Raw genomic sequence first — 20,046 nt, forward strand, 5'->3', positions numbered from 1 at the left:
TGTGGTGCGCTACCAACTGTGTCGGATAATGGCGACGACCGACGCGGAGGGGCGGGAGGACTGGGGCGGGACCAGGCTGACGCTCGACCTGTGGCATCCGAACTGCTGGGCCATCGAGGCGACGGGCAGGGCGGACGGCGGGGTGCTCGCGCACGCCATCTACAACTCGCCGCGGACCGACGCCGACGCGCCCGACTCTGTGAACGGGCTGTTCACCGCCTTCGCGGACACCACGGACGAGGTCGAGGCGCTCCTCGACGCGATCCGCGACTCCGACCGCGCCGGCAACCTCCTGGAGCTACAGGAGCGGTTCGGCCGCGCGGCTCCGGGTCACGTCGTCCGCTTTTCGAGTTCGCCGGTCAGCTCCGCGGCGTCGAAGTCGTGGTCCGGCCGGATCGCGACGAAGTCGAGGAACCGCCGCGCCGCGAGGAGCTCGTCCGTCGAGTAGCTCGTCAGCGCGGCCGAGACCGTCTCGGCGGCGCCGACCAGCGGCTCCAGCGCCGCCAGCGCGCTCGCGAGGTCGTAGGCGCGCGCCGCCTCGCGGCCGTCCTCGCTCACGCGGGTCGCGTCGATGACGTGGAGCTCGCCGTCGGCGACGAGGACGTTCTCGGCGCGGAGGTCGCCGTGCGCGAGGCCGGCGTCGTGGATGGCCCGGAGCGTCTCGAACAGCTCGGGGGCGAGCTCGGCGACGGCCGCCGCGTCGAGTTCGCCTAAGGTGCGGAACTCGGGCAGGTACTCCAACACGAGCACGCCGAGGTCGCCGACCTCGAACGCCTCGACCGGCTCGGGCGCGTTGACCCCGAGCTCGCGGACGCGCCGGGTCGCCTCCAGCTCGTGGCGCGCCATCTCGTAGGGCGTCTCGTGGCGCTCGAAGAACCCCTCGGTGCCGGCCGAGAACGCGCCGAGATTCCGCCCGGTGGTGAACAGCGCGTGGACGAGCGTGTTCTGTCGCGTGATCACCTTCACGAAGAGGTCCTCGTCGACGACCATCGGCGTCGACAGCCAGTTGTCGGCGTCGAGGAAGCGCACCCGCATCTCGTCGCGGTCGTACCGGGCCGCCAGCTCGCGCGCGACCCGCTCGATGTCGGGCCAGTCGACGCGACCGCGGACGAGCTCCCGAAACTCCATACCGTCGGAACGCGGCGACGCGGCATAAGTCGTCGGCTCGCGGACCGTCCGGCGCCGCGGTTTATCACGGTCGTTCGCATCGTTTATGCCCGCGGGTCGCAATCCTTGCCCATGGACTTCGAGGTACCCGGCGAGCACCGGATGATACGCGACACCGTCCGGGAGTTCTGCGAGGAGGAGATCGCGCCCATCGCACAGGAGATCGAGGACGAACACCGCTTCCCCGAGGAGGTGTTCGAGTCGCTCGCGGACCTGGACATGATGGGCGTCCCGGTCTCGGAGGAGTACGGCGGTCTCGGCGGCGATCAGCTGATGTACGCGCTGGTCACGGAGGAGCTCGGCCGCGTCTCCGGCGGGATCGGGCTCTCGTACGCGGCCCACACCTCGCTGGGCGCGAAGCCGATCGACCTGTTCGGGACCGACGAACAGAAGGAGCGGTGGCTCCGCCCGCTCGCGGAGGGGGAGGGGCTCGGCGCGTGGGCGCTCACCGAGCCCGGCAGCGGCTCGGACGCCTCCGACATGGACACGACCGCCGAGTATGACGCCGACGCGGACGAGTACGTGCTGAACGGCACCAAGCAGTTCATCACGAACGCGAACGTCGCCGACTCGATCCTCGTGAAGGCGGTGACGGACCCCGAGGCCGGGTACGACGGCATCTCGACGTTCATCGTCGACCCCGACGCCGACGACGGGTTCGAGGTGACGACCGTCTGGGACAAGATGGGCCTGAACAGCTCGCCGACCTGCGAGATAGCCTTCGACGACGTGCGGATCCCGGCGGACCGGCTGCTCGGCGAGGAGGGCGACGGCTGGACGCAGACGATGAAGACGCTCGACGGCGGGCGGATCTCCATCGCCGCGCTCTCGGTCGGGCTCGCGCAGGGCGCCTACGAGGCCGCGAAGGGGTACGCGGGCGAGCGCGAGCAGTTCGGCAAGCCGATATCGAAGTTCGACGCCGTCCGCGACAAGGTGGTCCACATGCACCGGCAGATCGAGCGCGCCCGCCTGCTGACCCACCGGGCCGCGTCGAAGTACGACGCCGGCGAGTCGGTCACGCGCGAGTCGGCGCTCGCCAAGCTCGACGCCAGCGAGGCCGCCCGCGAGGTGGCCGAGGAGGCGGTCCAGACGCTCGGCGGCTACGGCTACACCACCGACTTCGCGCCGCAGCGCTTCTACCGCGACGCGAAGCTGATGGAGATCGGCGAGGGGACGAGCGAGATCCAACACGTCGTCATCGGGCGCGAACTCGGCCTCTGAAGGGACCGTCTCCCGCCCTCAGCCGCCCGCCGGCCGTCTCAGGGGAACTCGATCAGGTCGTCGTCGACGCCGCGTAAGCTCTCGGCGAGCCGCGACCCGTCCGGCACCGCTCGCACGAACGGCGCCGACCCGAACGCCGCGTCGCCGTTGACCGACACGAGGCCGAGGTCGGCCGGGTCGCCCTCCAGCCCCGTCAGGAACGCGACGGTGCGGACCGCCGGCACGTCGCCGGCGTACGCATCCCGGTCGACGGAGCCGTACAGCGTGCGGTTCGTCGCGACGTGATGGACGCAGGTGGGCGTCGGCGCGAAGCAGAGCAGGTAGCGGGCGCCCGGCTCGGTCCGCCCGAGCTTGGGACGCAGCGCGTGGCGCTCGTCGGCGTGGAAGTACCGCTCCATCCGCCGGTACTGTCGGAGGACCTCGTTCGCGCCGGTGGCGCGGCGGACCGCGGCGTCCGCCTTGAGCTCGATCACGCGGTCGACCGGCTCCGGCGTCCGCGTCCGGACGAACAGGTCGACGACGCCCTCGCGCCCGTCGGCGTCGTACGGCTCTTCGAGGCGGATCGCCGGGTCGTCGCCCGTCGCCTCGTAGTGTTCGACGAGCCGCGTCGCCAGCGCGTCTTCGCGCATGTCTCTCGGGAAGCGTCGGAGCGCGATAAAGCCGGGCTTCGTGACCCGATTCGGCGGGGGAATACGTGAGCCACACACCGTCGTGCGTTCCCGAAAATCGAAACGTATCGCGGGGTTTGTATGGCTCGAAACCCTACGTTAGGTGATGCCTGATAACTTGTCCAGACGGCGGTATCTCGCCGGAACCGGCGCAGCGCTGACAATCGGAACGCTCGCCGGCTGTTCCGGCGGCGGCGACGGCGGCGACGGCGGCGACGGCGGCGACGGCGGCGACGGCGGGAACGTCATCGAAGACGTCCCGAGCGAGATCGACGACTACCTGTCGGAGGCCCGCATGTACGACGGGACCATGGCGGATCTCACGGGCCAAGACGAGATTACCATCGAGGTCGGCGCCGGCGACGTGGGGTTCGCCTTCGCGCCCGCCGCGGTCCGGATCGACTCGAGCACGACCGTCGTCTGGGAGTGGACCGGCGTCGGTGGGGGACACAACGTGGCCTCGGTCGAGGGGTCCGAGTCCGACTTCGACAACGGGGAGACCATCGCCGAGGAGGGATACACGTTCGAGCAGTCGTTCGACAACACGGGCATCCAGCTGTACCAGTGTACGCCCCACAAAGCGAACGGGATGCTCGGCGCGATCGAAGTCGTCGAGGCCTAAGCGGGCCCGGTAGGCGGTCCGAAGAGACGCGGTTTTTCTGCGGCGTGCGGAACTCAAGAGAGGAACGGCCACCGGACGTCGACGATCCGGTCGTGCTCGCTGGTGACCGTCGGCCGCGCGAGGTGGTCGTTGGCGTTGGCGCCGACCTCGGCGAGCCGCGACAGCGCCTCTTCGAGCGTGCGGTCCGAGCGCCGCACGGCGGCGTCGCGCTCGTAGGGGGCGTCGATCGGGTTCGCCCGGGAGTTCGAGACCGCGATCGCGTCGGTGAGGTCGCCGCCGATCGCGTGCGGCGGCTGGTGGAAGTGCCAGTCGCCGACCGTGAGGAACAGCCACACGTCGCCGTTGATGGCGTGGTACTCGCCGGTGACCCCGTCGGCGTCGTACGCGACCACACGGGAGAGCACGGCGGTCTTGAGCCGGTAGAGGGCGTCCTTGCGGGCCGAGCGGACGTTGCTCTCGGTGACGTCGCCGCGCTCGTAGGCCGCGGTGGCCTCGTCGGCGAACTGCTTTGCGACCTTGTTGACGACGTACAGCGATTCGAGCAGGTCGTCCGTCGGTTCCAGCGGAGTCACGGGAGCACCGGTCGTATGCTGCGACCGACCGCAGGTCCGGTCGTCGCGCGGATAGGCGTTTCGGGATCCGGGACCCCCGGATGGTTAATTCTTTAAGCGCAGGGACGAAGTGGGGCGTAAGATGGCGCACGACTCCGTGAAACTGTATTCGGCGATATACGTCGCCCTCCTCGTCGCGGCGACGCTGAACTTCGCGCTCTTCGAGACGTCGTTCATCGAGTTCTCGTACACGACGGCGATCGCCGGGACGCTGGTGATCGCGACGGTCAAGACGCTGCTCATCGTCGCGTACTTCCAGCACCTCCGGTGGGAGAACCGCTCGCTGACCTACCTGATGGGCCTCGCGCTCGCGCTCACCATGCTGCTGATGGCGGCCGCGACGTACTCCATCTCGTAACGTCCCCGCGACGGCCGCGGACTCTCCTTCCCGAACCTCCTCTCGACACCTCTCGCTTTCCGCGGAGCGATGCCGCCGTTCTCGTTGCCGCCGCACGATATTACTTGCTAATATTAGTTAGTTATAACACAGTCCGAAACGGACTCTCGGACGAGATGGCGTTCAGCGATCGACTCCTTGAGGCCGGATCGGACATCTGGGACGCACAGAAGGAGCACCCGTTCGTCGTCGAACTGGCGGACGGGGAACTGGACGAGGCGGCGTTCAGACACTGGGTGAGACAGGACTACCGGTACCTGCTCGACTACGCGCGCGTCTTCGCGATCGCGGGGACGAAGGCGGACGACGAGGAGACGACCCGGCGGCTGACGGCGGCCGCGCACGCCACGCTCGACGACGAGATGGACCTCCACCGCTCGTTCGCCGCAGACTACGGCCTCTCGGCCGCGGATCTGGAGGCGGTCGAGAAGGCGCCGACCTGCGCGGCCTACACCGACTTCCTCGTCCGGACGGCCCACGAGGGGTCGATCGCGGAGACCGTCGCCGCCGTCTACCCGTGCGGGCAGGGCTACCTCGACGTCGCCGACCACATGGCCGACCGCGCGACCGAGGAGCACCGCTACACCCCGTTCATCGAGAAGTACACGAGCGACGCCTTCCGCGAGACGGTCGCCTGGATGCGCGACCTCGTGGACCGGCACGCCGAGGCGTACCCCGGCGAGCGCGACGCGATGCGGGCGGCGTTCCTGCGGAGCGCGCGGCTCGAACACGCGTTCTAGGAGATGTGTTACACCGAAGAGAAGTGGCGCGTCTGACGCGGCGTGTCGACGGAGCGCGCCGGCCAGCGGTCGCACCGACGGCGCGGTCGGCGCAGAACGGGTACTCGCGCGGCTCACGCCGGATAGAGGGACCCGTTGCGTGCGACGGAAATCTCGACCGAGTTTTTAGTAGTCGGGGTGGTATCTACACGCATGGACCTACGCGAAGCAACTGCCGAAGACGTCGACGCGGTCCGGTCGGTCGCCCGCGAGTCGCTCGTGGCGTCGTACGGGCACGCCGTCGACGAAGCGCTGTTGGACGAAGCCGTCGAGGAGTGGTACGACGCCGGAGACCTCGGCGACGACGTCGAGGACGACGACGCGGTGTTCCCGGTCGCCGTGGTGGACGGGGTCGTCGTCGGGTTCGCGGAGAGCTACGTCGTCGGGCGCCGCGAGCGGGTCGGCGAGATAGACTGGCTCCACGTCCACCCCGACCACCGTGGCTCGGGCATCGGCTCGGCGCTGCTAGAGCGGGTCGAGTCGGCGCTCCGCTCGGCCGACGTCGACCGTATCGAGGCGCGCGTCCTCGCCGACAACGAGGCGGGCACGGAGTTCTACGAGCGCGAGGGGTACGAGCTCGCCGGCGAGCGCGAGGTGGACATCGGCGGCGAACTGTTCGCGGAACGGGAGTTCCGGAAGCAGGTCGGGCGGCTCAGGGGCATCTCCGAGGCGACGTACCAGACGGAGGACGGAGAGACCGTCCACGTCGCGTTCGACGAGAGCGACCGCGGCTCACAGGCCCCGTTCTACGTCGCGTACGTCGACCCGGGCCACGAGCGCCGCTACGGCTACCTCTGTGGCAACTGCGAGGGGACGGACATCGCCATCGACACGATGGACCGGATGGAGTGCCGCGACTGCGGGAACCGGCGGAAGCCCGCGCGGTGGGACGCGGCGTACTGAGGGGGCGTCGCCGCCCGGAGCGGCGCGACCGCCTCAGAGCGTCTCCTTCACGCCGATGACGCGCTCCTCGGCCTCGCGGCCGGGGTCCCACTCGCTCCCGTCGCGGTCCGACTCGCGGTGCTCTTCGACGGTCCGCGACATCGCCTCGTCGACCGGCGTCGACTCCCAGCCCAAATCGGCGAGCGCGCACGTGTCGAGCAGGTGCGGGTACTCGCGGTAGAGGGTGAACTCCTCCGGGTCGAGCCCGCCGGCCGCCAGCGCGTCCGCGCTCGCGGGAACGACGTCGACCTCGGTGTCCGCCGCGTCGGCGATGGTCTCCAGCGTCTCCCGCAGGGTGAGCGCCCGCCGGTCGCCGACGTTGTACGCCGCGCCCGGTTCGCCGCGCTCGGCGACGATCCGCAGCGCGCTCGCGACGTCCTCGACGTACGCCCGGTGCCAGAGGTTCTGTCCGTCTCCGGGGACGACGACGCGGTCGTGGGTGAGCACGCGGTCGATCCAGTAGTCGAGCCGCTCGGTGTAGTCGTACGGGCCGTAGACGATACACGGGCGGACGGCCATCGCGTTGACGCCCGCCTCGGCGGCCGCGAACACCTCGCGGTCGCCCTCAGCCTTCCGGTTGCCGTACGTCTCGTGGCCGTCGTCGACCGCCTGCGCGTCGGTACACGGCTCCAGCGGCGTCTCGCCCTCCCGCTTGGGGATCTCCTCGGCGGCGTAGCTGGAGCCCGAGGAGATGTAGACGTAGCCGTCGACGTCGGCGAAGACGTCGGTCGCGCTCGCCACGTCGGCCGGGTGGTACGCGACGCAGTCGATCACGACGTCCGGTTCGACCGACAGCTTCGCGGCCCGGAGCGCGGTCTCGTCTTTCCGGTCGCCCTCGACGTGGGTCACCCGGTCGTCGTCCGCGAAGGGGTTCTCGTGGTTCCCGCGGTTGAATATCGCGACCTCGTAGTCGTGTGCGAGCAGCTCCGCGACGGTGTGTCGGCCGATGAACCGCGTGCCGCCGACGACGAGCGCCGTGTCTGTCATACGCTAGATCGGACGAGCGACGTGAAAAGCGTGGCCGAACCGGAATTCGAGCCGTCCGGCTCAGTCGCCGTCGCCGCGGGGGCCGTCGCCGCGCCACCGGCGGTAGAGGAGGTACACGACGCCGAGGCCGATCCCCCAGGTGCCGACGCCGAACACCGCGACCGCGGCCCCGGAGAGGAACTCGCCGAGCGGAACGCCGAACATACCGGAGTTCGGCGCGTCCGCAACATAAACGCTCCGAGAGAGGTAGGTTCTCGGGGCGGGAGGTCGTACGGGCGCCCATGTCGGAACGCACTCGTCGGCGGCCCTGGCTCGCCGCATTGCTCGCGCTCGTCGTCTCGGGACTGGGTCACGCGTACCTCCGCCGGTGGGCCCGCGGGCTCGGCTGGTACCTGACGGTCGCCGCGGCGGTGTTCGTGTTCGTCCCGGAGTCAGCGATCTCGGGCGCGCTCGCGGGCGACCCGCCGGCGGTCTCGGAGGTCGCGCCCGCCGCCGCGGTCGTGGTCGCCAGCGTGGTCGACGCGTACGTCGTGGCGGTCCGACACAACCGGACGTCAGAGCGGGACTCCGACGCGTCCCGAGCGACGGGCTCGCCGGACACGGTACCCGGTCCCGGCGCCGCGTCCGCGGAGGTTGCGGGCGGCGAGGCGGAACCGGAGTCCGGCGAGACGATCCGCTGTCCCGAGTGCGGAAGGGAGACCGACCCGACGTTCGACTTCTGTCAGTGGTGCGCCGAACCGGTCGGTGAGGGCGACGCGTGACGACGAAAAAACGGGGCCGCGAACCGCCTCAGAAGAGGTAGAACAGCGGGAACACGAACACCCAGACGATGTCCACGAAGTGCCAGTAGAGGCCGAAGTACTCGATCGGCCGCTCGTCGTCGAGGTAGTGACCCTGGTACGCCCTGACGAACAGGAAGATAGCGACCACGAGACCGAGCAGCACGTGGATCCCGTGGAGCCCGGTCGTGACGTAGTAGATCGACGCCTGGATCGGGTCGCCGTGGGCGTTCGCGGAGATGGTCACGCCCTTGTCGAAGACCTCGTGGTTCCACTCCCACATCTTGATCGCCATGAAGACGAACCCGAGCAGGATGGTCGACCCCAGCGACGCCAGCAGGCCCTGCCGGCTCTTCCGGCGGGCCGCGACCAGCGCTAAGATCACGGTGAACGAGGACGTGAGTAGCACGAAGGTGTTGATCAGTCCGGGTAGCGGGTCGGTCAGCGGCTCCCACGTCATCCAGCCGGCGTTGTACCGGATGAAGATGGCCGCAGACAGCAGCGCGCCGAAGACGAGCACGTCGGACGCCAGGAAGAACCACATCCCCAGCTTCACCTTCTCGACGCCGTTGAACGGCCACCGCTCGGCGAACTCGGTCGGCGGAGCGTAGAAGTCCTCCGTCCCCCACTTCACGCCGGTGTATAGGAGTCCGCCGATCCCGGCCAGGATCGCGGTCGGGTAAAGCAGGTTGGAGATGACGACGTCGCTCTGGAGCGCCGTCTCGCCCAGTTCGACGGTCACGGAGTTGGCGAAGCCGGAGAGGCCGAACAGCAGGACGCCGAGGGCGAGCGACAGTGCTAACGGCCAGATGCTCGCGTGACTCGGATGTTTGTCCCAGTGAGCGTAGCTCGAGATGTGCGACGAGTGGGTGTCGCCGCCGTCGGTGGCGACGTTACCGTCCTCGTCCGTCTTCACCGCGGGCCCGCCGTCCGGCACGTAGTCTTTCACGAACTCCAGCTTTCCGGAGGCGTACGACGGCCTGTTCGGCCAGTTCTCCAGCGGCGGGGGCGAGGAGACCGCCCACTCCGCCGTCCGCGAGTAGTCCCACGGGTTGGCACCGGCCGGCTCGCCGGAGACGTAGGACTGCGCCAGGTTGTAGAACATGATGAAGAAGGAGAGTCCGAGCACGAACGCGCCGATCGTCCCGAACTGGTGGTAGATCTGGAACTCGGGGTTGTACTCGAACACCCGGCGCGGGGTCTCCCAAGCGAGGAACATCGAGAAGTAGACGGCGTTGAAGCCGAGGAAGAACGTGACGAAGTGGAGTTTCCCGAGGAACTCGTTGTACATCTTGCCGGTCACCTTCGGGAACCAGTAGTAGATCGCGCCAACGAGCGCCGTCGCCCCGCCGAACATCACGTAGTGGAAGTGCGCGACCACCCAGTAGGTGCCGCGGAACTCGTAGTCGAGCACGATTGCGCCGAGGAAGACCCCGGTGATACCGCCGAGGATGAACAGGAGCAGCGCCCCGAACGCGAACAGGAACGGCGTCGTGAACTGGATCCGCCCCTTGATCAGCGTGTAGATCAGCGAGAAGACGATCAGGTCGAAGGGGAGGGATATACCGATCGTCGTCGCCATCATCAGCGTCTTGATCTCCAGGTTAATCGTCGTGAGGAACATGTGGTGCATCCACACGAGGAACGACTGGACGGCGATCAAGCAGATGGAGATGATGACCCACTTGCGACCGACGAGGCGGCGGCCGGAGAACGTCTGGAACAGTTCCAGCATGACCCCGAGCGCCGGGAAGAAGACGATATACACCTCCGGGTGGCCGAAGAACCACCAAAGATGGCTCCACAGCAGGGCACCGCCCTCAGTAGCGGAGAAGTAGACGCTCCCGAGCACCCGATCGGAACCGAGAATCAACAGCGCACCGAGCAGCGCCGCGAACGCGAACAGCATCATCCACACCGTCGCGAGGATCGACCACGAGAACAGCGGCATGTCCATGATACCCATCCCCTCGGCGCGGGAGTGATGAATGGACGTGAGGAAGTTCACGGTCGACGCGGTGACGCCGATAATGAACATCGTGAGCGCGAGAATCGCGCCGGTCGACCCGATACCGGGCGTGTACATCGGCACGTTGAGCGGCGCGTACATCGTCCAGCCGGCTGTGAGCGTGCCGCCCTGGAAGAAGCTGATCCCGAGCAGCACGCCCGAGAACAGGTACATCCAGTACGATAGGGCGTTCAGCCGCGGGAACGCGAGGTCGTCCGCGCCGATCTGGAGCGGCACGAAGTAGTTCGCGAACCCGAACGCGAACGGCGAGAGGAACCAGAACACCATTATCAGCCCGTGCGCGGTGACGGCCTCGTTGTACGCCAACCCCGAGAGGATCTGGCTCGTCGGGTCCCACAGCTGGAGGCGGATGAGCAGCGCCATCACGCCGCCGAACAGCAGGAAGAACAGCGCGGTGATCGTGTACAGGATACCGATGTCCTTGTGGTTGGTCGTGACCAACCAGCGCTTGACCGAGGTCGTCGGCGGGAGTTCGCTCATGCGTTCACCCCGCTGAGTACTCCGGACTCGTGCGCGGAGGTCTCGATACTGGCGCTCTCCGAGCTGTTTCCGGTGTTAGCGTACCACTCCTCCCACTCGTCTTGCGGAATGACCGTGATCTGACCCTTCATCTGCGAGTGACCGGGGCCGCACAGTTCGAAGCACTCGACGGGGTACGTCGCCTCGCCGCCTTGCGCCTCGACCTCCGCCGAGCTCACGGAGAACCAGTTATCGTTGTAGTCCCCGGGAATGGCGTCTGTCTTTATGCGTAAGTCCGACGATCCGAAGTTGTGCCAGACGTCCCTCGACGTCACGTTGATGTCGATCCGCTGGTCGGCGGGCACGATCAGCTCACCCCGTTCGGTGTGCCCGTTCGGATACTCGTACTCCCAACCGTACTGGTAGCCTTCGACCATGATCTCGATGTCGCCTTCCTCATCGGTGTCCGGCCCTTCCTCAACGTAGAGGAGGAGCCCGTACGAGTACACGACGAGGCTGATGACCACGATCGCGCTCAACCCGAACGAGAGGAAGAGCTTCTTGGCTTTCGGACCGCCCTGTCCCGTCGGGAGCTCGCCGACGACCGGCGCGTCGAACTCCTCGTCCGACCGGTTCCCGTCGTCGCGGTACTTGTACACGTTCCACAGCGTGTACGCCACGACGATGGTACCGACGAGGGTGCCGAGCGCGAGGAAGACGAAGAAGATCTCGTCGAAGACCTCCGCCTGTGCGCGCCAGTCGCCCCCTTGTTGTAGGATAACTGGATCTATCATGTTCGTCTGTCTGCTCTTGTACCACCCTTAGCGATGGTACACTTATCTCTTGTGTAGCGGGGCGGGCCATCAGGGAGTGAACGGGTCCGTTTCGCCCCCCGAGCGGGACCCCGCCGACCGGTCGAACGGTGCCGCGGTCGAGGGGACCGATCGGTGCGGAGACCCCGCGTCAAAGGCGCGTCGAAGGGTATTTGTACGCGCGAACGGAGCCCCTAACAACGGAAATCCATGACATCACTCACCCTCTTGAGTACGGGGCTGATGGGCCTCCTCGTCGTCGCCACGTTCGTCGCGGTCGCCGAAATCGGGGCGAAGCGAGTCGCTCCCGGCCGCGACGAGACGGGCGGACGCTACGAGGCCGTCGTCGAGACGCTCGGCGACGTGGTCCGGACGCCGGTCGTGTGGGCGGTCTCGTTCGTCGGCATCACCGTCCTCGTCGGCGGGAGCATCCTCCTCGGCGTCGGGAGCTTCGGGATCCCCGAGGGCCTCGCCGGGACGCTGGTGAACGTCGCCTTCCTGGCCGTCGGGCTGCTGCTCGTCGGCTTCGTCTTCCTCGGCGCCTACTTCGCGACCCGGAGCCGCGGACTCGGGAACGCGCACGGCGTCGCCGCGGGCACCCTGGCCACCGGCGCCGCGTTCCTCGTCCTCGTCACGGTCCAGCTGGTCGTCGGCGTGGTCGGCTGACTCGGTCTCTTCTGTCTCTGCCGTCCGGTCGAAAGTCGCGTGGTACGCAGCGTCAGCGCTCGGCGCCGGCGCCGCGGAGCCCGTCGTCGAGCCCGAGGCCGACGAGCGATCCGTACCGGTCCCACACGACGACGAGCGAGGGGACGAGCAGGATCGAGCAGAGGTAGGCGTAGAACACGCCGAGCGCGAGCAGGACGCCGAAGTCGCGCAACAGGGGGATGACCGCGAGCCACAGCACGCCGAGCCCGGAGACCGTGGTGAGCATGCTGCCGGTGAGCGCGCCGCCCGTCCCCGCGATGGTGACGTCGAGCGCCTCGTCTATCGGCAGGCCCGCCTTGTACTCGTCGACGAACCGGTGGACGAAGTGGACGGTGTAGTCGACGCCGAGCCCGATGGAGACGGAGAGGATCGGCGCGTTGATCGGCGTCAGCGGGATGTCGAACAGCCGCATCGACCCGACGAGCAGGCCGACGGTGACGAGCACGGGGACCAGATTGAGGAAGCCGTAGACCGCCTTCCCTTCGAGGTAGGCGTACGAGAGCGCCAAGAACAGCGCCGTGAGCCCGAAGGCGGCGAACAGGCTGCGGATCGCCGACTCCGTCAGCAGGTCGATCACCGCCTCGTTGACCACGAGGGATCCGGTCGGAACCGCGTTGAGCGGCGTGCGCTCGGCGAGCTCGCGCACGTCGGCGACCGCCTCGGAGTTGTCGACGCCGGGTCGGATCGTGTAGTCGATCCGCGCGCTGCCGCGGTCGGCGGCGACGTACCCGCGGGCTCGGCCGTCCGCGGAGGAGTCGAGGAGCGCGTCGTACACCTCGTCGACGTTGCGGTCGGGCACGCCGTTGCCGAGGCGGTCGTTGCGCTCGACGAGCGCCGCGAACTCGGGATCGCGCGACGCGCGGTCCCCGATCACGGTGACGACGCTCGTCGCCTGCGCGCGGCGCTCGTCGGTCGTCGCGAAGGTGTCCGGGGGGTTCCGCGTCGTGCGGTGGATCAGCTCCAGGGAGTCGTCGTCCCTGATCGACTGGTCGATGTACAGCGTCACCGACCCCACGAAGTCCTGCTCGAACTCCTCCTCGAAGAGGGTCAACACGTCGAGGAACGTGTACTCCGTCGGCGCGAACGGCTCCGGGAGGTCCGCGTACGTCTCCAGCCGGTCCTGGTCCGGGAAGAACGCCTCCTCGGAAAACTCCGTGTTCACGCCGGTCCCGTAGGCGCCGCCGACCGCGCCGCCGACGAGGAGGAGCGCGACGACCGCGACCGGGGCGATCCGCGAGAGGTCGACGCCGACGTGGAGGACGCGCGCGAGCCGCGAGCCGCCGGCGCCGAGGGCGCTCGTCCCGAACGTCGGGATCGGGAACCGCTCGCGCAGCCGGTCGACGAGCACCTTCGCCGCGGGGAGGAAGACGCCGAATATCACGAGCGTGAACGTGATCCCCGCGGCCGCCACGATCCCGAAGTCGCGGTTCGGATCGAACGGGCTCACGACGTTGGAGACGAGCCCGAACACCGTGGTGATCGTCACCAGCAGGAAGGCGATGAGCAGCTGGTCGGTGGTGGTCCGCATCGACGCCTCGATGCCGGTCCCCGTCGCCCGTTCCTCGCGGTAGCGGTTGACGATGTGGATCCCGAAGTCGATCCCGACCGCGAGCAACAGCGGGAACACGGTCACGAGCGAGTCCGAGAACGGGATCCCGGCGTACCCCATGAAGCCGAACGTCCAGAGGAGCGACAGGAGCAGCGCGGCGATCCCGATCGCCATGTCGAACGGGTCGCGGTACGAGAAGATCAGGAACCCGACGATCAGGATCAGCGCCGCCGGGAAGACGATGATCGCGGTGTCGGTCAACAGCGCCGTGATCTCCGACTGGAGGACGCCGTCCCCGAAGAGGATGACGTTCTCGCCCGCCTCGTTACCCGGAACGGAGTCGACGACCTCGACGCTTCGGGTCTGTAGCTCGGTCACCCGCGCCGTCGTCGCCGCGTCGGGCAGGTCGTAGGTGATCCCGACGATGGCGGTGTCGGCCGCCTGCGCGGTGGGGTTGTAGTCGACCGACACCTGGGCCGCGATCGCGCCCGTCGCGTCGGCGTCGGCGATGGCCGTTCGCAGTTCGGCGGGCGTCGCCTCGGTCACGGCGTCGCGCCGCTCGGCCGCGGTCGAAGCGCTCGGGTCCAACCGCCGCGCGACCGCGTCCGCGTGGCTCGACGTCGACGCGACCCGGAGCGTCGAGCGCGACTCCAGGCGGTGTTGCGTCTCCAAGGTCCGCACGAGCGCGTCGCGGGAGAGGACGTTGTCGTCTGAGACGATCACCTGCGCCGACGTCGCGGAGCCGCCGATCGAGGTCTCGAACTCCTCGTCGATGTCGTCGAGCGCGCGCTGGGCGGGAATGTCCTGCGTGAACTGGTCCGCGCCGGCGCTGGTCTCGATGCCCGTCAGCCCGCCGGCAAAGCCGGCCGTCACGACGAGGAACACCGCGACGACCGCCAGCGGCCGCTGCGTGACGACGCGGTCGATCTCCTCGATCAGCCGGTCGGCCGCGGTCACCGGTGCCCCGCTGTCCCACGGTCGGTCGGCGGGCGGCCCCTCGGCGGGCGACCCGGCGCGGTGGTGCGTCCGCTCATCCGATCACCGTCGTCGGTACCAGACGGCGCCGCCGACCGCGGCGGCGACGAGCAGGGCGGCGACGGCGACGAGGCCGAGCGGCGGCCCGCCGTCGTCGACCGATTCGGTCACGGTCACCGGGACCTGGGTGATGTCCGAGATGCGGTCGTTCCCGCGGGCGTCCTCGTAGCGGAAGTCGAGCTCGACCGGGTGGTCCTCGACGCTCGCGCTCCCCGCGGCGGCCACCTCGAACCAGATCCGCGCGGACTCGCCGGGTTCGAGCTCGTCGACGAACGCCTCGTCGTTGACGGCCGTCAACGGGCTGTCGGCGTAGAGTCCGGCGTTGATCGACGAGAGGGTCTCGGGCCGCTGGTTCGTGATCGTGGCGTTGATCCGGCGGGTGTCGCCCGCCTGGACGGTCGCGTTCTCGACGGCTAACTCGAACTCGGGCTGTCGCGGCGCGACCTCGACGCGCCGGGTCTGCTCGGCCGTGAGGGTCGCGTCGCCGCTCTCGTACTCCGTGGTGAACCGGAACTGCCGCGGCCCGGGGTCGGCGCTCCCGCTCACGTCCGCGTCGAAGGTGAACTCCGCCGACTCCCCGGGCGGGATCCGCGGGAGCGCGTACCGGCTCTCGCCGAGGCTCACGCGGTTGCTCCCGGAGTCGGCGACCAAGACCGCGTTCTCGACGGTACGCGGCCCCTCGTTCGTGATCGTGCCGGTGACCGTCCCGGAGTAGCCGACTTCGAGCGTGCCGGAGACGTCGTCTAAGGAGAACGACTGCTCGCGAAGCGGGACGACCCCGGCGCGGGCGGGCGCCGCCGTCTCGTCGAGGCCGTTCGGGTCGCGGTAGTCGACTGTCGAGGAGAGCGCGTAGGCGCCGCCGGCGAACGACTGCCCGACGGTCGAGTCGAAGGTCACCGTCCGGTTCTCGCCAGGCGCCCAGTCGCCGACGAACGACTGTCCGCCGCCCTGCCCGAGGGTGACGCCGGGCGCGGTCGTGCTCCCGGAGACGACCGCGTCGCGGGCGGTCTCGTCGCCGACGTTCGCCAGCGTGACGGTCACGTCGCCGCCCCCGCCGACCTGCGCGTCGGTGTCGGTCTCCAAGACCGCGAACCGCGCGCCGTCGTCGACGACGATGGTGACGTCGAAGTCGTCGATGCCGCGGCGGTCCTTGTGGTCGTTGAACTCTGGGATGATCTCGAAGGTGTAGCGGTAACGGAGGGTCGCCTCCACCTCGTATCGCCCGTCCGGCACGTCCTCGGGCACGGTCACGTCGAGCGGCACGGCGACCGGGCTCGCGGCGGTCGAGACGTCGCCGACCGGGATCTCGCCGTCCTCGACGTCGATCGGCACGCCGCCGTCGTCGACCTCGACGGTGAGCCCGCGCGCGGTCGTCACCCGGGAGTCGAGCTGGTTACCGATCTCCATCTCGCCGGTGTTGACGATGTCGAGCGTGATTGAGGACTCCGTGCCCGCCGGCACCGTTCGCTGCGACGCGAAGACCTCCAGCACCGGCGACCCGCGGACCTGTCGCGGGGTCGGATCGCTCGTCTGCGCGACGACGCCGTCGGCGGTCGGGGCCCCGGACAGGGCGGCCGAGTCCGCCGGCGATCCGCCCCCGCTCGGCGCCGCGGCGCCGGCGAGCGAGACGCCGACCAGGAGGGCGCTCGCCGCGGCGAGGGCGAGCGCGGCGGTGGCGAGTCGCGCCGGTCGGCTCATCGGTCCCCTCCGGCGGGGCCGCGCGAGGGTCTGGCCGCGCGGAGCGGCCGGTCGTACCGTGACGCGTCGGAACGAGTCATACGTCCCCGAGCGAGCCCCGCGACATAAGCGTGTTGAATGAACGTTCAATCAAGAGCTGTATATACCGGGGGCGAATACGTCGGGTATGGACGACCCGTTCGCGGAGCCCTCGAACACCCGGCAGGCCATCCTCGGCGCGGCGTTCCGCGCGCTCTGCGAACACGGGTACGCGAACGTCACGATCCAGCGGATCGGCGACGAGTTCGACAAGAGCCCGTCGCTCGTGTACCACCACTACGACGGGAAAGACGACCTGCTGCTCGACCTCCTCGGCTTCCTGCTCGACCAGTTCGAGGCGTCCGTCGCGGACGGGTCCCTCGCGGAGCCGGCGGACGACGCCGCGGCGGCCGCGGCCGACGAGGTGCCGGAGATGCCCCCCGAGGCCTTCGATCGCTCGGCCCGGGAGCAGCTCGACGACTACCTCACGGCGGTCGTCGACCCCGCGTCGCTCGACGACCCGTACGCCCCCGACGAGCGGTTCGTCACGGTGATGACGGAGCTCCGCGCGCAGGCCGCGAGCGACGAGGCGTACCGCGACCACTTCGACCGCAGCGACCGCGTCTTCGGCGAGTATCTCGAACGACTCGTCCGCGAGGCCGCGGCCGAGACCGACGACGACGGGTCACCGGGCACCGCGGACGACTCACCCGGGCGCGATCCCGACCGCGTCGACGCCGCCGAGGTGGCCGTGACGCTCCAGACGTTCGCGACGGGCGGGATGTTCCGCTGGGCGACGGCGAACGGCGGCTCCTGGGTCGCGGGCTCGCGCGCCGGGATCGACCGCTACCTGGAGGCGATGCTCCCGCTCGTCGACGCGAGCGGTGCGGGAGAATAGCGGCCGGAGCCGCTCTCAGCGGTCCGTAACGCCCTCGGCGTCCATCCGCGAGACCTCCTCTTCGAGCCACTCGCGGAGCCACTTCACGCGCTTGATCCGCTGGTGCGCGATGCTCTCGGCGGTGTCGGAGACGACGCGGTCGGTGTGGTCGCGGGCGCGCTGGAGCACGCGGTCGACCATCTTCGCGGCGTCCATGTGCGTCCGCGACTCGTACCCCATGCGCAACAGCATGAGGACGGCGCCGTTGGCCCCGACCTTGTCGAGCACGTCGGCCTCGATCAGGCACCGGCTCTCTAGGGGGACGTCGTCGAGGTCGCCCGTGTACGAGTGGTCGACGACCGCGCCGCACACCTCTTCGATGAACGACTCGGGGTAGTTGCCGCGGCTCTGGAGGTACTCTCGGGTGACGCGCGCGCCGGCCTCCGCGTGGACGTCCTGTTCGGCCTCCAGCTTCGCGACGTCGTGGAAGACGGCCGCGACCCGCACGACGTCCACGTCGGCGCCCTCGGCCTCGGCGATCTCGGTCGCGAGGTCGACGACGTTGAGGATGTGGTTGAAGCGGTACGACGCGGAGTGCCAGGGGTACCAGCGCATCCGTCCGCCGTCGTCCTCGCTCTCGACGCTGGCCGCGAGGTAGTCGCGAACGAACCCCTTCATCTCCTCGAAGTCCTCGTCGCTCACCTCCGTTTCCTTAATTTCGACGCCCACCGGGACCACCTCGGGCGAAAAACTCGTGATTCATTACCGTCACCGAGGAGCGTTTCGGTCTTAGGCGTTACGACGGAGTATCCGGCCGCTGACGCGACGACCGATCGGTCGCGGCGGCGCCCCGGGCGGGCGGCGGCGGCGCGACGCGGGACGCTTAACAGGGTCGGGGGCGCACCGGCGTCTATGCTGAGTCCCTTCGGGAACGACGACCGCGCTCGGTTCCAGCGGGCGGCGGCGGTGAACGTCGCCGGCAACGCCGTGAAGATCGCGGTCGAGGGTGCGGCGGGGCTCGCGTTCGGCAGCGTCGCGCTGGTCGCCGACGCCGCCCACTCGGTCGCCGACCTCGTCGCGAGCGCGGTCGTGTTCGTCTGGGGGGGCTCGCGGTACGAGAGCGCGGACGAGACGCACCCGCACGGCCACCAGCGGATCGAGCCGCTGACGGCGCTTTTCGTCGGCGCGACGGTCGCGATCCTCGGGCTGCTCCTGCTGCGCGAGTCGGTCCGCGGGCTGGTCGGGTCGGCCGAGGTGACGGCGAGCCCGCTCCTCGTCGGCGCGCTGCTTTTCGCGATGGCCGACATGTACCTCCTGTACCGGTACACGGAGCTGGTGAACGCCGACCTGGGCTCGACCGCGCTCAACGCGCTCGCCGTCGACTGCCTCAACGACATCTACACGACGATCGCGGCGCTCGTCGGCGTGTTCGGCGTGTTCCTGAACGTCCCGATCCTTGACCCGGTCGCCGGCGCGCTCGTCAGCCTCCTCGTCGTGTATCAGGGTGTCGAGATCGGCCGCGAGAACGTCACGTACCTCGTCGGGGCGGCGCCGCCCTCCGGCGACCGCGAGCGCGTCGTCGCCGCGCTCCGCGACCACCCGGCCGTCGAGGGGGTCCACGACCTCACCGTCTACTACGACGGGACCGACCTGGAGGTCGAGGTCCACGTGGAGGTCGACGGGGAGATGACGCTCCGGGCGGCCCACGACGTGGAGACGGAGCTCGTCACGAGCCTCCGCGCGCTGGAGGACGTCGGGGACGTCCACGTCCACCTCGACCCGTCCGGGCTCGGGGAGTGGAAGGACGCGCCGGAGTGGGAGGACGCGGCGGACGGGTCGCACGCGTCGGGGGAGCCGGACGCGCCGGCGGAGTGACGCGGGCCGACCGCGTGGTCGGTCTGGAGTCCCGGGGCGCCGGGGGCGTGCGGGTTTTGCCCGTTCGTCCCCTACGATCGGATATGCTGGAACGCCGCTGGCTGGAGATGACGTGGCGGGACGGACTGTTCGCGCACTGGGCCGTCGACCCGTCGACCGTCGCCGCGGCGCTGCCCGACGGGCTGTCGGTCGCGACCCGCGACGGCGACGCCTACCTCGGGGTCGTCCCGTTCGTGATGGACGACATCCGCCCGCGGGGGGTGCCGGTCGGCCTGTCGTTCCCCGAACTCAACCTCCGGACCTACGTGGAGGGCCCGAACGGGCCCGGCGTCTACTTCCACAGCCTCGACGCGGACGACCGGCTCGGCGTGGCGGTCGCCCGCGGGCTGTTCCGGCTCCCCTACTACCGCGCCGAGACGGACGTTCGACGCCCGGGGGCGTGGGACGGGGTCGGCGGCGGGGGCGCGGACGCGGACCGCGCCGTGCGGTTCGCGAGCCGGCGCGTCCACGACGGCGCCCCGCACGCGCGGTTCGACGCGACGTACGCGCCGGCCGGCGAGGCGTTCACGCCGGAACCGGGGTCGCTGCCGGCGTTCCTCACGGAGAACTACCGCTTCTACACCGCCGGCTCCGGCGGGCGGCTGTACGTCGGCGAGATCGAACACGAGCCGTGGACGCTGCGCCCGGCCGCGGCGGAGACACGAGCGAACACGCTGTTCGCGGCCAACGGGTTCGACGAACCGGACGGCGAGCCGCTGCTCCACTACGCCGAGCCGATCGCGGTCGCCGCGGACCGGATCCGCCGGGTCTGAGGGT

Annotated in this window: 20 protein-coding genes and 1 pseudogene; 11 read left to right on the forward strand and 10 right to left on the reverse strand. The window is 69.4% G+C overall.

The features are described 5' to 3' along the window. Positions 1 to 28 precede the first annotated feature (28 nt). A pseudogene (locus AMR74_RS11395) lies at positions 29 to 343 on the forward strand (helix-turn-helix domain-containing protein); the annotation flags it as partial. Here the strand turns inward: AMR74_RS11395 and AMR74_RS11400 are convergent. Next, positions 331 to 1,128: an RIO1 family regulatory kinase/ATPase domain-containing protein gene (locus tag AMR74_RS11400; RefSeq protein ID WP_053772181.1), complete on the reverse strand. Its 798-nt coding sequence runs from the start codon at positions 1,126 to 1,128 to the stop codon at positions 331 to 333. The pseudogene AMR74_RS11395 and the gene AMR74_RS11400 sit on opposite strands and share 13 nt — an antisense overlap. 111 nt (positions 1,129 to 1,239) lie before the next feature. Between AMR74_RS11400 and AMR74_RS11405 the strand changes: the two genes are divergently transcribed. Next, positions 1,240 to 2,388 carry an acyl-CoA dehydrogenase family protein gene (locus AMR74_RS11405; RefSeq protein WP_053772182.1) on the forward strand — a complete coding sequence of 383 codons (1,149 nt, stop codon included), beginning with the start codon at positions 1,240 to 1,242 and terminating at the stop codon, positions 2,386 to 2,388. Between the two features lie 38 nt (positions 2,389 to 2,426). On the opposite strand, the gene AMR74_RS11410 is transcribed toward AMR74_RS11405, so the two are convergent. Then, positions 2,427 to 3,017: a hypothetical protein gene (locus AMR74_RS11410; protein WP_053772183.1), complete on the reverse strand. Its 591-nt coding sequence runs from the start codon at positions 3,015 to 3,017 to the stop codon at positions 2,427 to 2,429. 145 nt (positions 3,018 to 3,162) lie between these two features. On the opposite strand from AMR74_RS11410, the gene AMR74_RS11415 reads away from it, so the two are divergent. Continuing rightward, complete coding sequence (locus AMR74_RS11415; protein WP_053772184.1) at positions 3,163 to 3,678, forward strand: halocyanin domain-containing protein; 516 nt, start codon at positions 3,163 to 3,165, stop codon at positions 3,676 to 3,678. A gap of 53 nt (positions 3,679 to 3,731) precedes the next feature. On the opposite strand, the gene AMR74_RS11420 is transcribed toward AMR74_RS11415, so the two are convergent. Then, entirely contained in the window at positions 3,732 to 4,250 is a 519-nt protein-coding gene (locus tag AMR74_RS11420; protein WP_053772185.1) for a hypothetical protein, read from the reverse strand. Between the two features lie 121 nt (positions 4,251 to 4,371). On the opposite strand from AMR74_RS11420, the gene AMR74_RS11425 reads away from it, so the two are divergent. The 3 genes from AMR74_RS11425 (at position 4,372) to AMR74_RS11435 (ending at position 6,368) form a co-directional block, all read left to right on the forward strand. Next, the gene (locus AMR74_RS11425; RefSeq protein WP_053772186.1) at positions 4,372 to 4,647 is read left to right on the forward strand and encodes a cytochrome C oxidase subunit IV family protein; all 276 of its coding nucleotides are present in this window, start codon (positions 4,372 to 4,374) and stop codon (positions 4,645 to 4,647) included. Between the two features lie 155 nt (positions 4,648 to 4,802). Beyond that, entirely contained in the window at positions 4,803 to 5,426 is a 624-nt protein-coding gene (gene tenA / locus AMR74_RS11430; RefSeq protein WP_053772187.1) for a thiaminase II, read from the forward strand. A 192-nt stretch (positions 5,427 to 5,618) separates the two neighbouring features. Further along, positions 5,619 to 6,368, forward strand: coding sequence for a GNAT family N-acetyltransferase (locus AMR74_RS11435; RefSeq protein WP_053772188.1), 750 nt, complete (start codon positions 5,619 to 5,621; stop codon positions 6,366 to 6,368). A 33-nt stretch (positions 6,369 to 6,401) separates the two neighbouring features. On the opposite strand, the gene AMR74_RS11440 is transcribed toward AMR74_RS11435, so the two are convergent. After that, on the reverse strand, positions 6,402 to 7,394 hold the full coding sequence (locus tag AMR74_RS11440) for an NAD-dependent epimerase/dehydratase family protein (protein WP_053772189.1): 993 nt from the start codon (positions 7,392 to 7,394) through the stop codon (positions 6,402 to 6,404). A 60-nt stretch (positions 7,395 to 7,454) separates the two neighbouring features. Then, a complete protein-coding gene (locus tag AMR74_RS19135; RefSeq protein ID WP_167551911.1) occupies positions 7,455 to 7,598 on the reverse strand; it encodes a hypothetical protein in 144 nt (47 codons plus the stop codon). Positions 7,599 to 7,675: 77 nt separating this feature from the next. On the opposite strand from AMR74_RS19135, the gene AMR74_RS11445 reads away from it, so the two are divergent. After that, a complete protein-coding gene (locus tag AMR74_RS11445) occupies positions 7,676 to 8,155 on the forward strand; it encodes a zinc ribbon domain-containing protein (RefSeq protein ID WP_053772190.1) in 480 nt (159 codons plus the stop codon). 28 nt (positions 8,156 to 8,183) lie between these two features. Here the strand turns inward: AMR74_RS11445 and AMR74_RS11450 are convergent, their stop codons facing one another. Beyond that, positions 8,184 to 10,682 carry a cbb3-type cytochrome c oxidase subunit I gene (locus AMR74_RS11450; protein WP_053772191.1) on the reverse strand — a complete coding sequence of 833 codons (2,499 nt, stop codon included), beginning with the start codon at positions 10,680 to 10,682 and terminating at the stop codon, positions 8,184 to 8,186. Further along, complete coding sequence (gene coxB / locus AMR74_RS11455) at positions 10,679 to 11,455, reverse strand: cytochrome c oxidase subunit II (protein WP_053772192.1); 777 nt, start codon at positions 11,453 to 11,455, stop codon at positions 10,679 to 10,681. Before coxB ends, AMR74_RS11450 begins: the two co-directional genes overlap by 4 nt. 261 nt (positions 11,456 to 11,716) lie before the next feature. Here coxB and AMR74_RS11460 point away from each other — a divergent pair, with 261 nt between their 5' ends. Then, positions 11,717 to 12,139 (forward strand): hypothetical protein, encoded by a 423-nt coding sequence (locus AMR74_RS11460; protein ID WP_053772193.1) that lies wholly within the window; start codon positions 11,717 to 11,719, stop codon positions 12,137 to 12,139. Between the two features lie 52 nt (positions 12,140 to 12,191). Here AMR74_RS11460 and AMR74_RS11465 read toward each other — a convergent pair whose 3' ends face one another. After that, on the reverse strand, positions 12,192 to 14,684 hold the full coding sequence (locus tag AMR74_RS11465) for an efflux RND transporter permease subunit (RefSeq protein ID WP_053772194.1): 2,493 nt from the start codon (positions 14,682 to 14,684) through the stop codon (positions 12,192 to 12,194). Positions 14,685 to 14,765: 81 nt separating this feature from the next. Further along, a complete protein-coding gene (locus tag AMR74_RS11470; protein ID WP_053772195.1) occupies positions 14,766 to 16,460 on the reverse strand; it encodes a COG1361 S-layer family protein in 1,695 nt (564 codons plus the stop codon). A gap of 166 nt (positions 16,461 to 16,626) precedes the next feature. On the opposite strand from AMR74_RS11470, the gene AMR74_RS11475 reads away from it, so the two are divergent. Beyond that, a complete protein-coding gene (locus tag AMR74_RS11475; protein WP_053772196.1) occupies positions 16,627 to 17,376 on the forward strand; it encodes a TetR/AcrR family transcriptional regulator in 750 nt (249 codons plus the stop codon). A 15-nt stretch (positions 17,377 to 17,391) separates the two neighbouring features. Here AMR74_RS11475 and AMR74_RS11480 read toward each other — a convergent pair whose 3' ends face one another. Beyond that, positions 17,392 to 18,093, reverse strand: a complete 702-nt coding sequence (locus tag AMR74_RS11480; RefSeq protein ID WP_053772197.1) for an HD domain-containing protein — start codon at positions 18,091 to 18,093, stop codon at positions 17,392 to 17,394. 174 nt (positions 18,094 to 18,267) lie between these two features. On the opposite strand from AMR74_RS11480, the gene AMR74_RS11485 reads away from it, so the two are divergent. Both AMR74_RS11485 and AMR74_RS11490 read left to right on the forward strand, forming a co-directional pair. Then, the gene (locus AMR74_RS11485) at positions 18,268 to 19,230 is read left to right on the forward strand and encodes a cation diffusion facilitator family transporter (RefSeq protein WP_053772198.1); all 963 of its coding nucleotides are present in this window, start codon (positions 18,268 to 18,270) and stop codon (positions 19,228 to 19,230) included. Positions 19,231 to 19,313: 83 nt separating this feature from the next. Continuing rightward, positions 19,314 to 20,042 carry a YqjF family protein gene (locus AMR74_RS11490; protein ID WP_053772199.1) on the forward strand — a complete coding sequence of 243 codons (729 nt, stop codon included), beginning with the start codon at positions 19,314 to 19,316 and terminating at the stop codon, positions 20,040 to 20,042. The last annotated feature ends 4 nt before the right edge of the window (positions 20,043 to 20,046 follow it).

The organism is Halorubrum tropicale, assembly GCF_001280455.1.
In the GTDB taxonomy this organism is placed as follows: Archaea; Halobacteriota; Halobacteria; order Halobacteriales; family Haloferacaceae; genus Halorubrum; species Halorubrum tropicale.

Bases quoted from the DNA above. Each gene is read 5' to 3' on its own strand.
- AMR74_RS11400 (WP_053772181.1), bottom strand. From the start codon at position 1,128: ATGGAGTTTCGGGAGCTCGTCCGCGGTCGCGTCGACTGGCCCGACATC.
- AMR74_RS11405 (WP_053772182.1), top strand. From the start codon at position 1,240: ATGGACTTCGAGGTACCCGGCGAGCACCGGATGATACGCGACACCGTC.
- AMR74_RS11410 (WP_053772183.1), bottom strand. From the start codon at position 3,017: ATGCGCGAAGACGCGCTGGCGACGCGGCTCGTCGAACACTACGAGGCG.
- AMR74_RS11415 (WP_053772184.1), top strand. From the start codon at position 3,163: ATGCCTGATAACTTGTCCAGACGGCGGTATCTCGCCGGAACCGGCGCA.
- AMR74_RS11425 (WP_053772186.1), top strand. From the start codon at position 4,372: ATGGCGCACGACTCCGTGAAACTGTATTCGGCGATATACGTCGCCCTC.
- tenA (WP_053772187.1), top strand. From the start codon at position 4,803: ATGGCGTTCAGCGATCGACTCCTTGAGGCCGGATCGGACATCTGGGAC.
- AMR74_RS11435 (WP_053772188.1), top strand. From the start codon at position 5,619: ATGGACCTACGCGAAGCAACTGCCGAAGACGTCGACGCGGTCCGGTCG.
- AMR74_RS11440 (WP_053772189.1), bottom strand. From the start codon at position 7,394: ATGACAGACACGGCGCTCGTCGTCGGCGGCACGCGGTTCATCGGCCGA.
- AMR74_RS19135 (WP_167551911.1), bottom strand. From the start codon at position 7,598: ATGTTCGGCGTTCCGCTCGGCGAGTTCCTCTCCGGGGCCGCGGTCGCG.
- AMR74_RS11445 (WP_053772190.1), top strand. From the start codon at position 7,676: ATGTCGGAACGCACTCGTCGGCGGCCCTGGCTCGCCGCATTGCTCGCG.
- AMR74_RS11450 (WP_053772191.1), bottom strand. From the start codon at position 10,682: ATGAGCGAACTCCCGCCGACGACCTCGGTCAAGCGCTGGTTGGTCACG.
- coxB (WP_053772192.1), bottom strand. From the start codon at position 11,455: ATGATAGATCCAGTTATCCTACAACAAGGGGGCGACTGGCGCGCACAG.
- AMR74_RS11460 (WP_053772193.1), top strand. From the start codon at position 11,717: ATGGGCCTCCTCGTCGTCGCCACGTTCGTCGCGGTCGCCGAAATCGGG.
- AMR74_RS11470 (WP_053772195.1), bottom strand. From the start codon at position 16,460: ATGAGCCGACCGGCGCGACTCGCCACCGCCGCGCTCGCCCTCGCCGCG.
- AMR74_RS11475 (WP_053772196.1), top strand. From the start codon at position 16,627: ATGGACGACCCGTTCGCGGAGCCCTCGAACACCCGGCAGGCCATCCTC.
- AMR74_RS11485 (WP_053772198.1), top strand. From the start codon at position 18,268: ATGCTGAGTCCCTTCGGGAACGACGACCGCGCTCGGTTCCAGCGGGCG.
- AMR74_RS11490 (WP_053772199.1), top strand. From the start codon at position 19,314: ATGCTGGAACGCCGCTGGCTGGAGATGACGTGGCGGGACGGACTGTTC.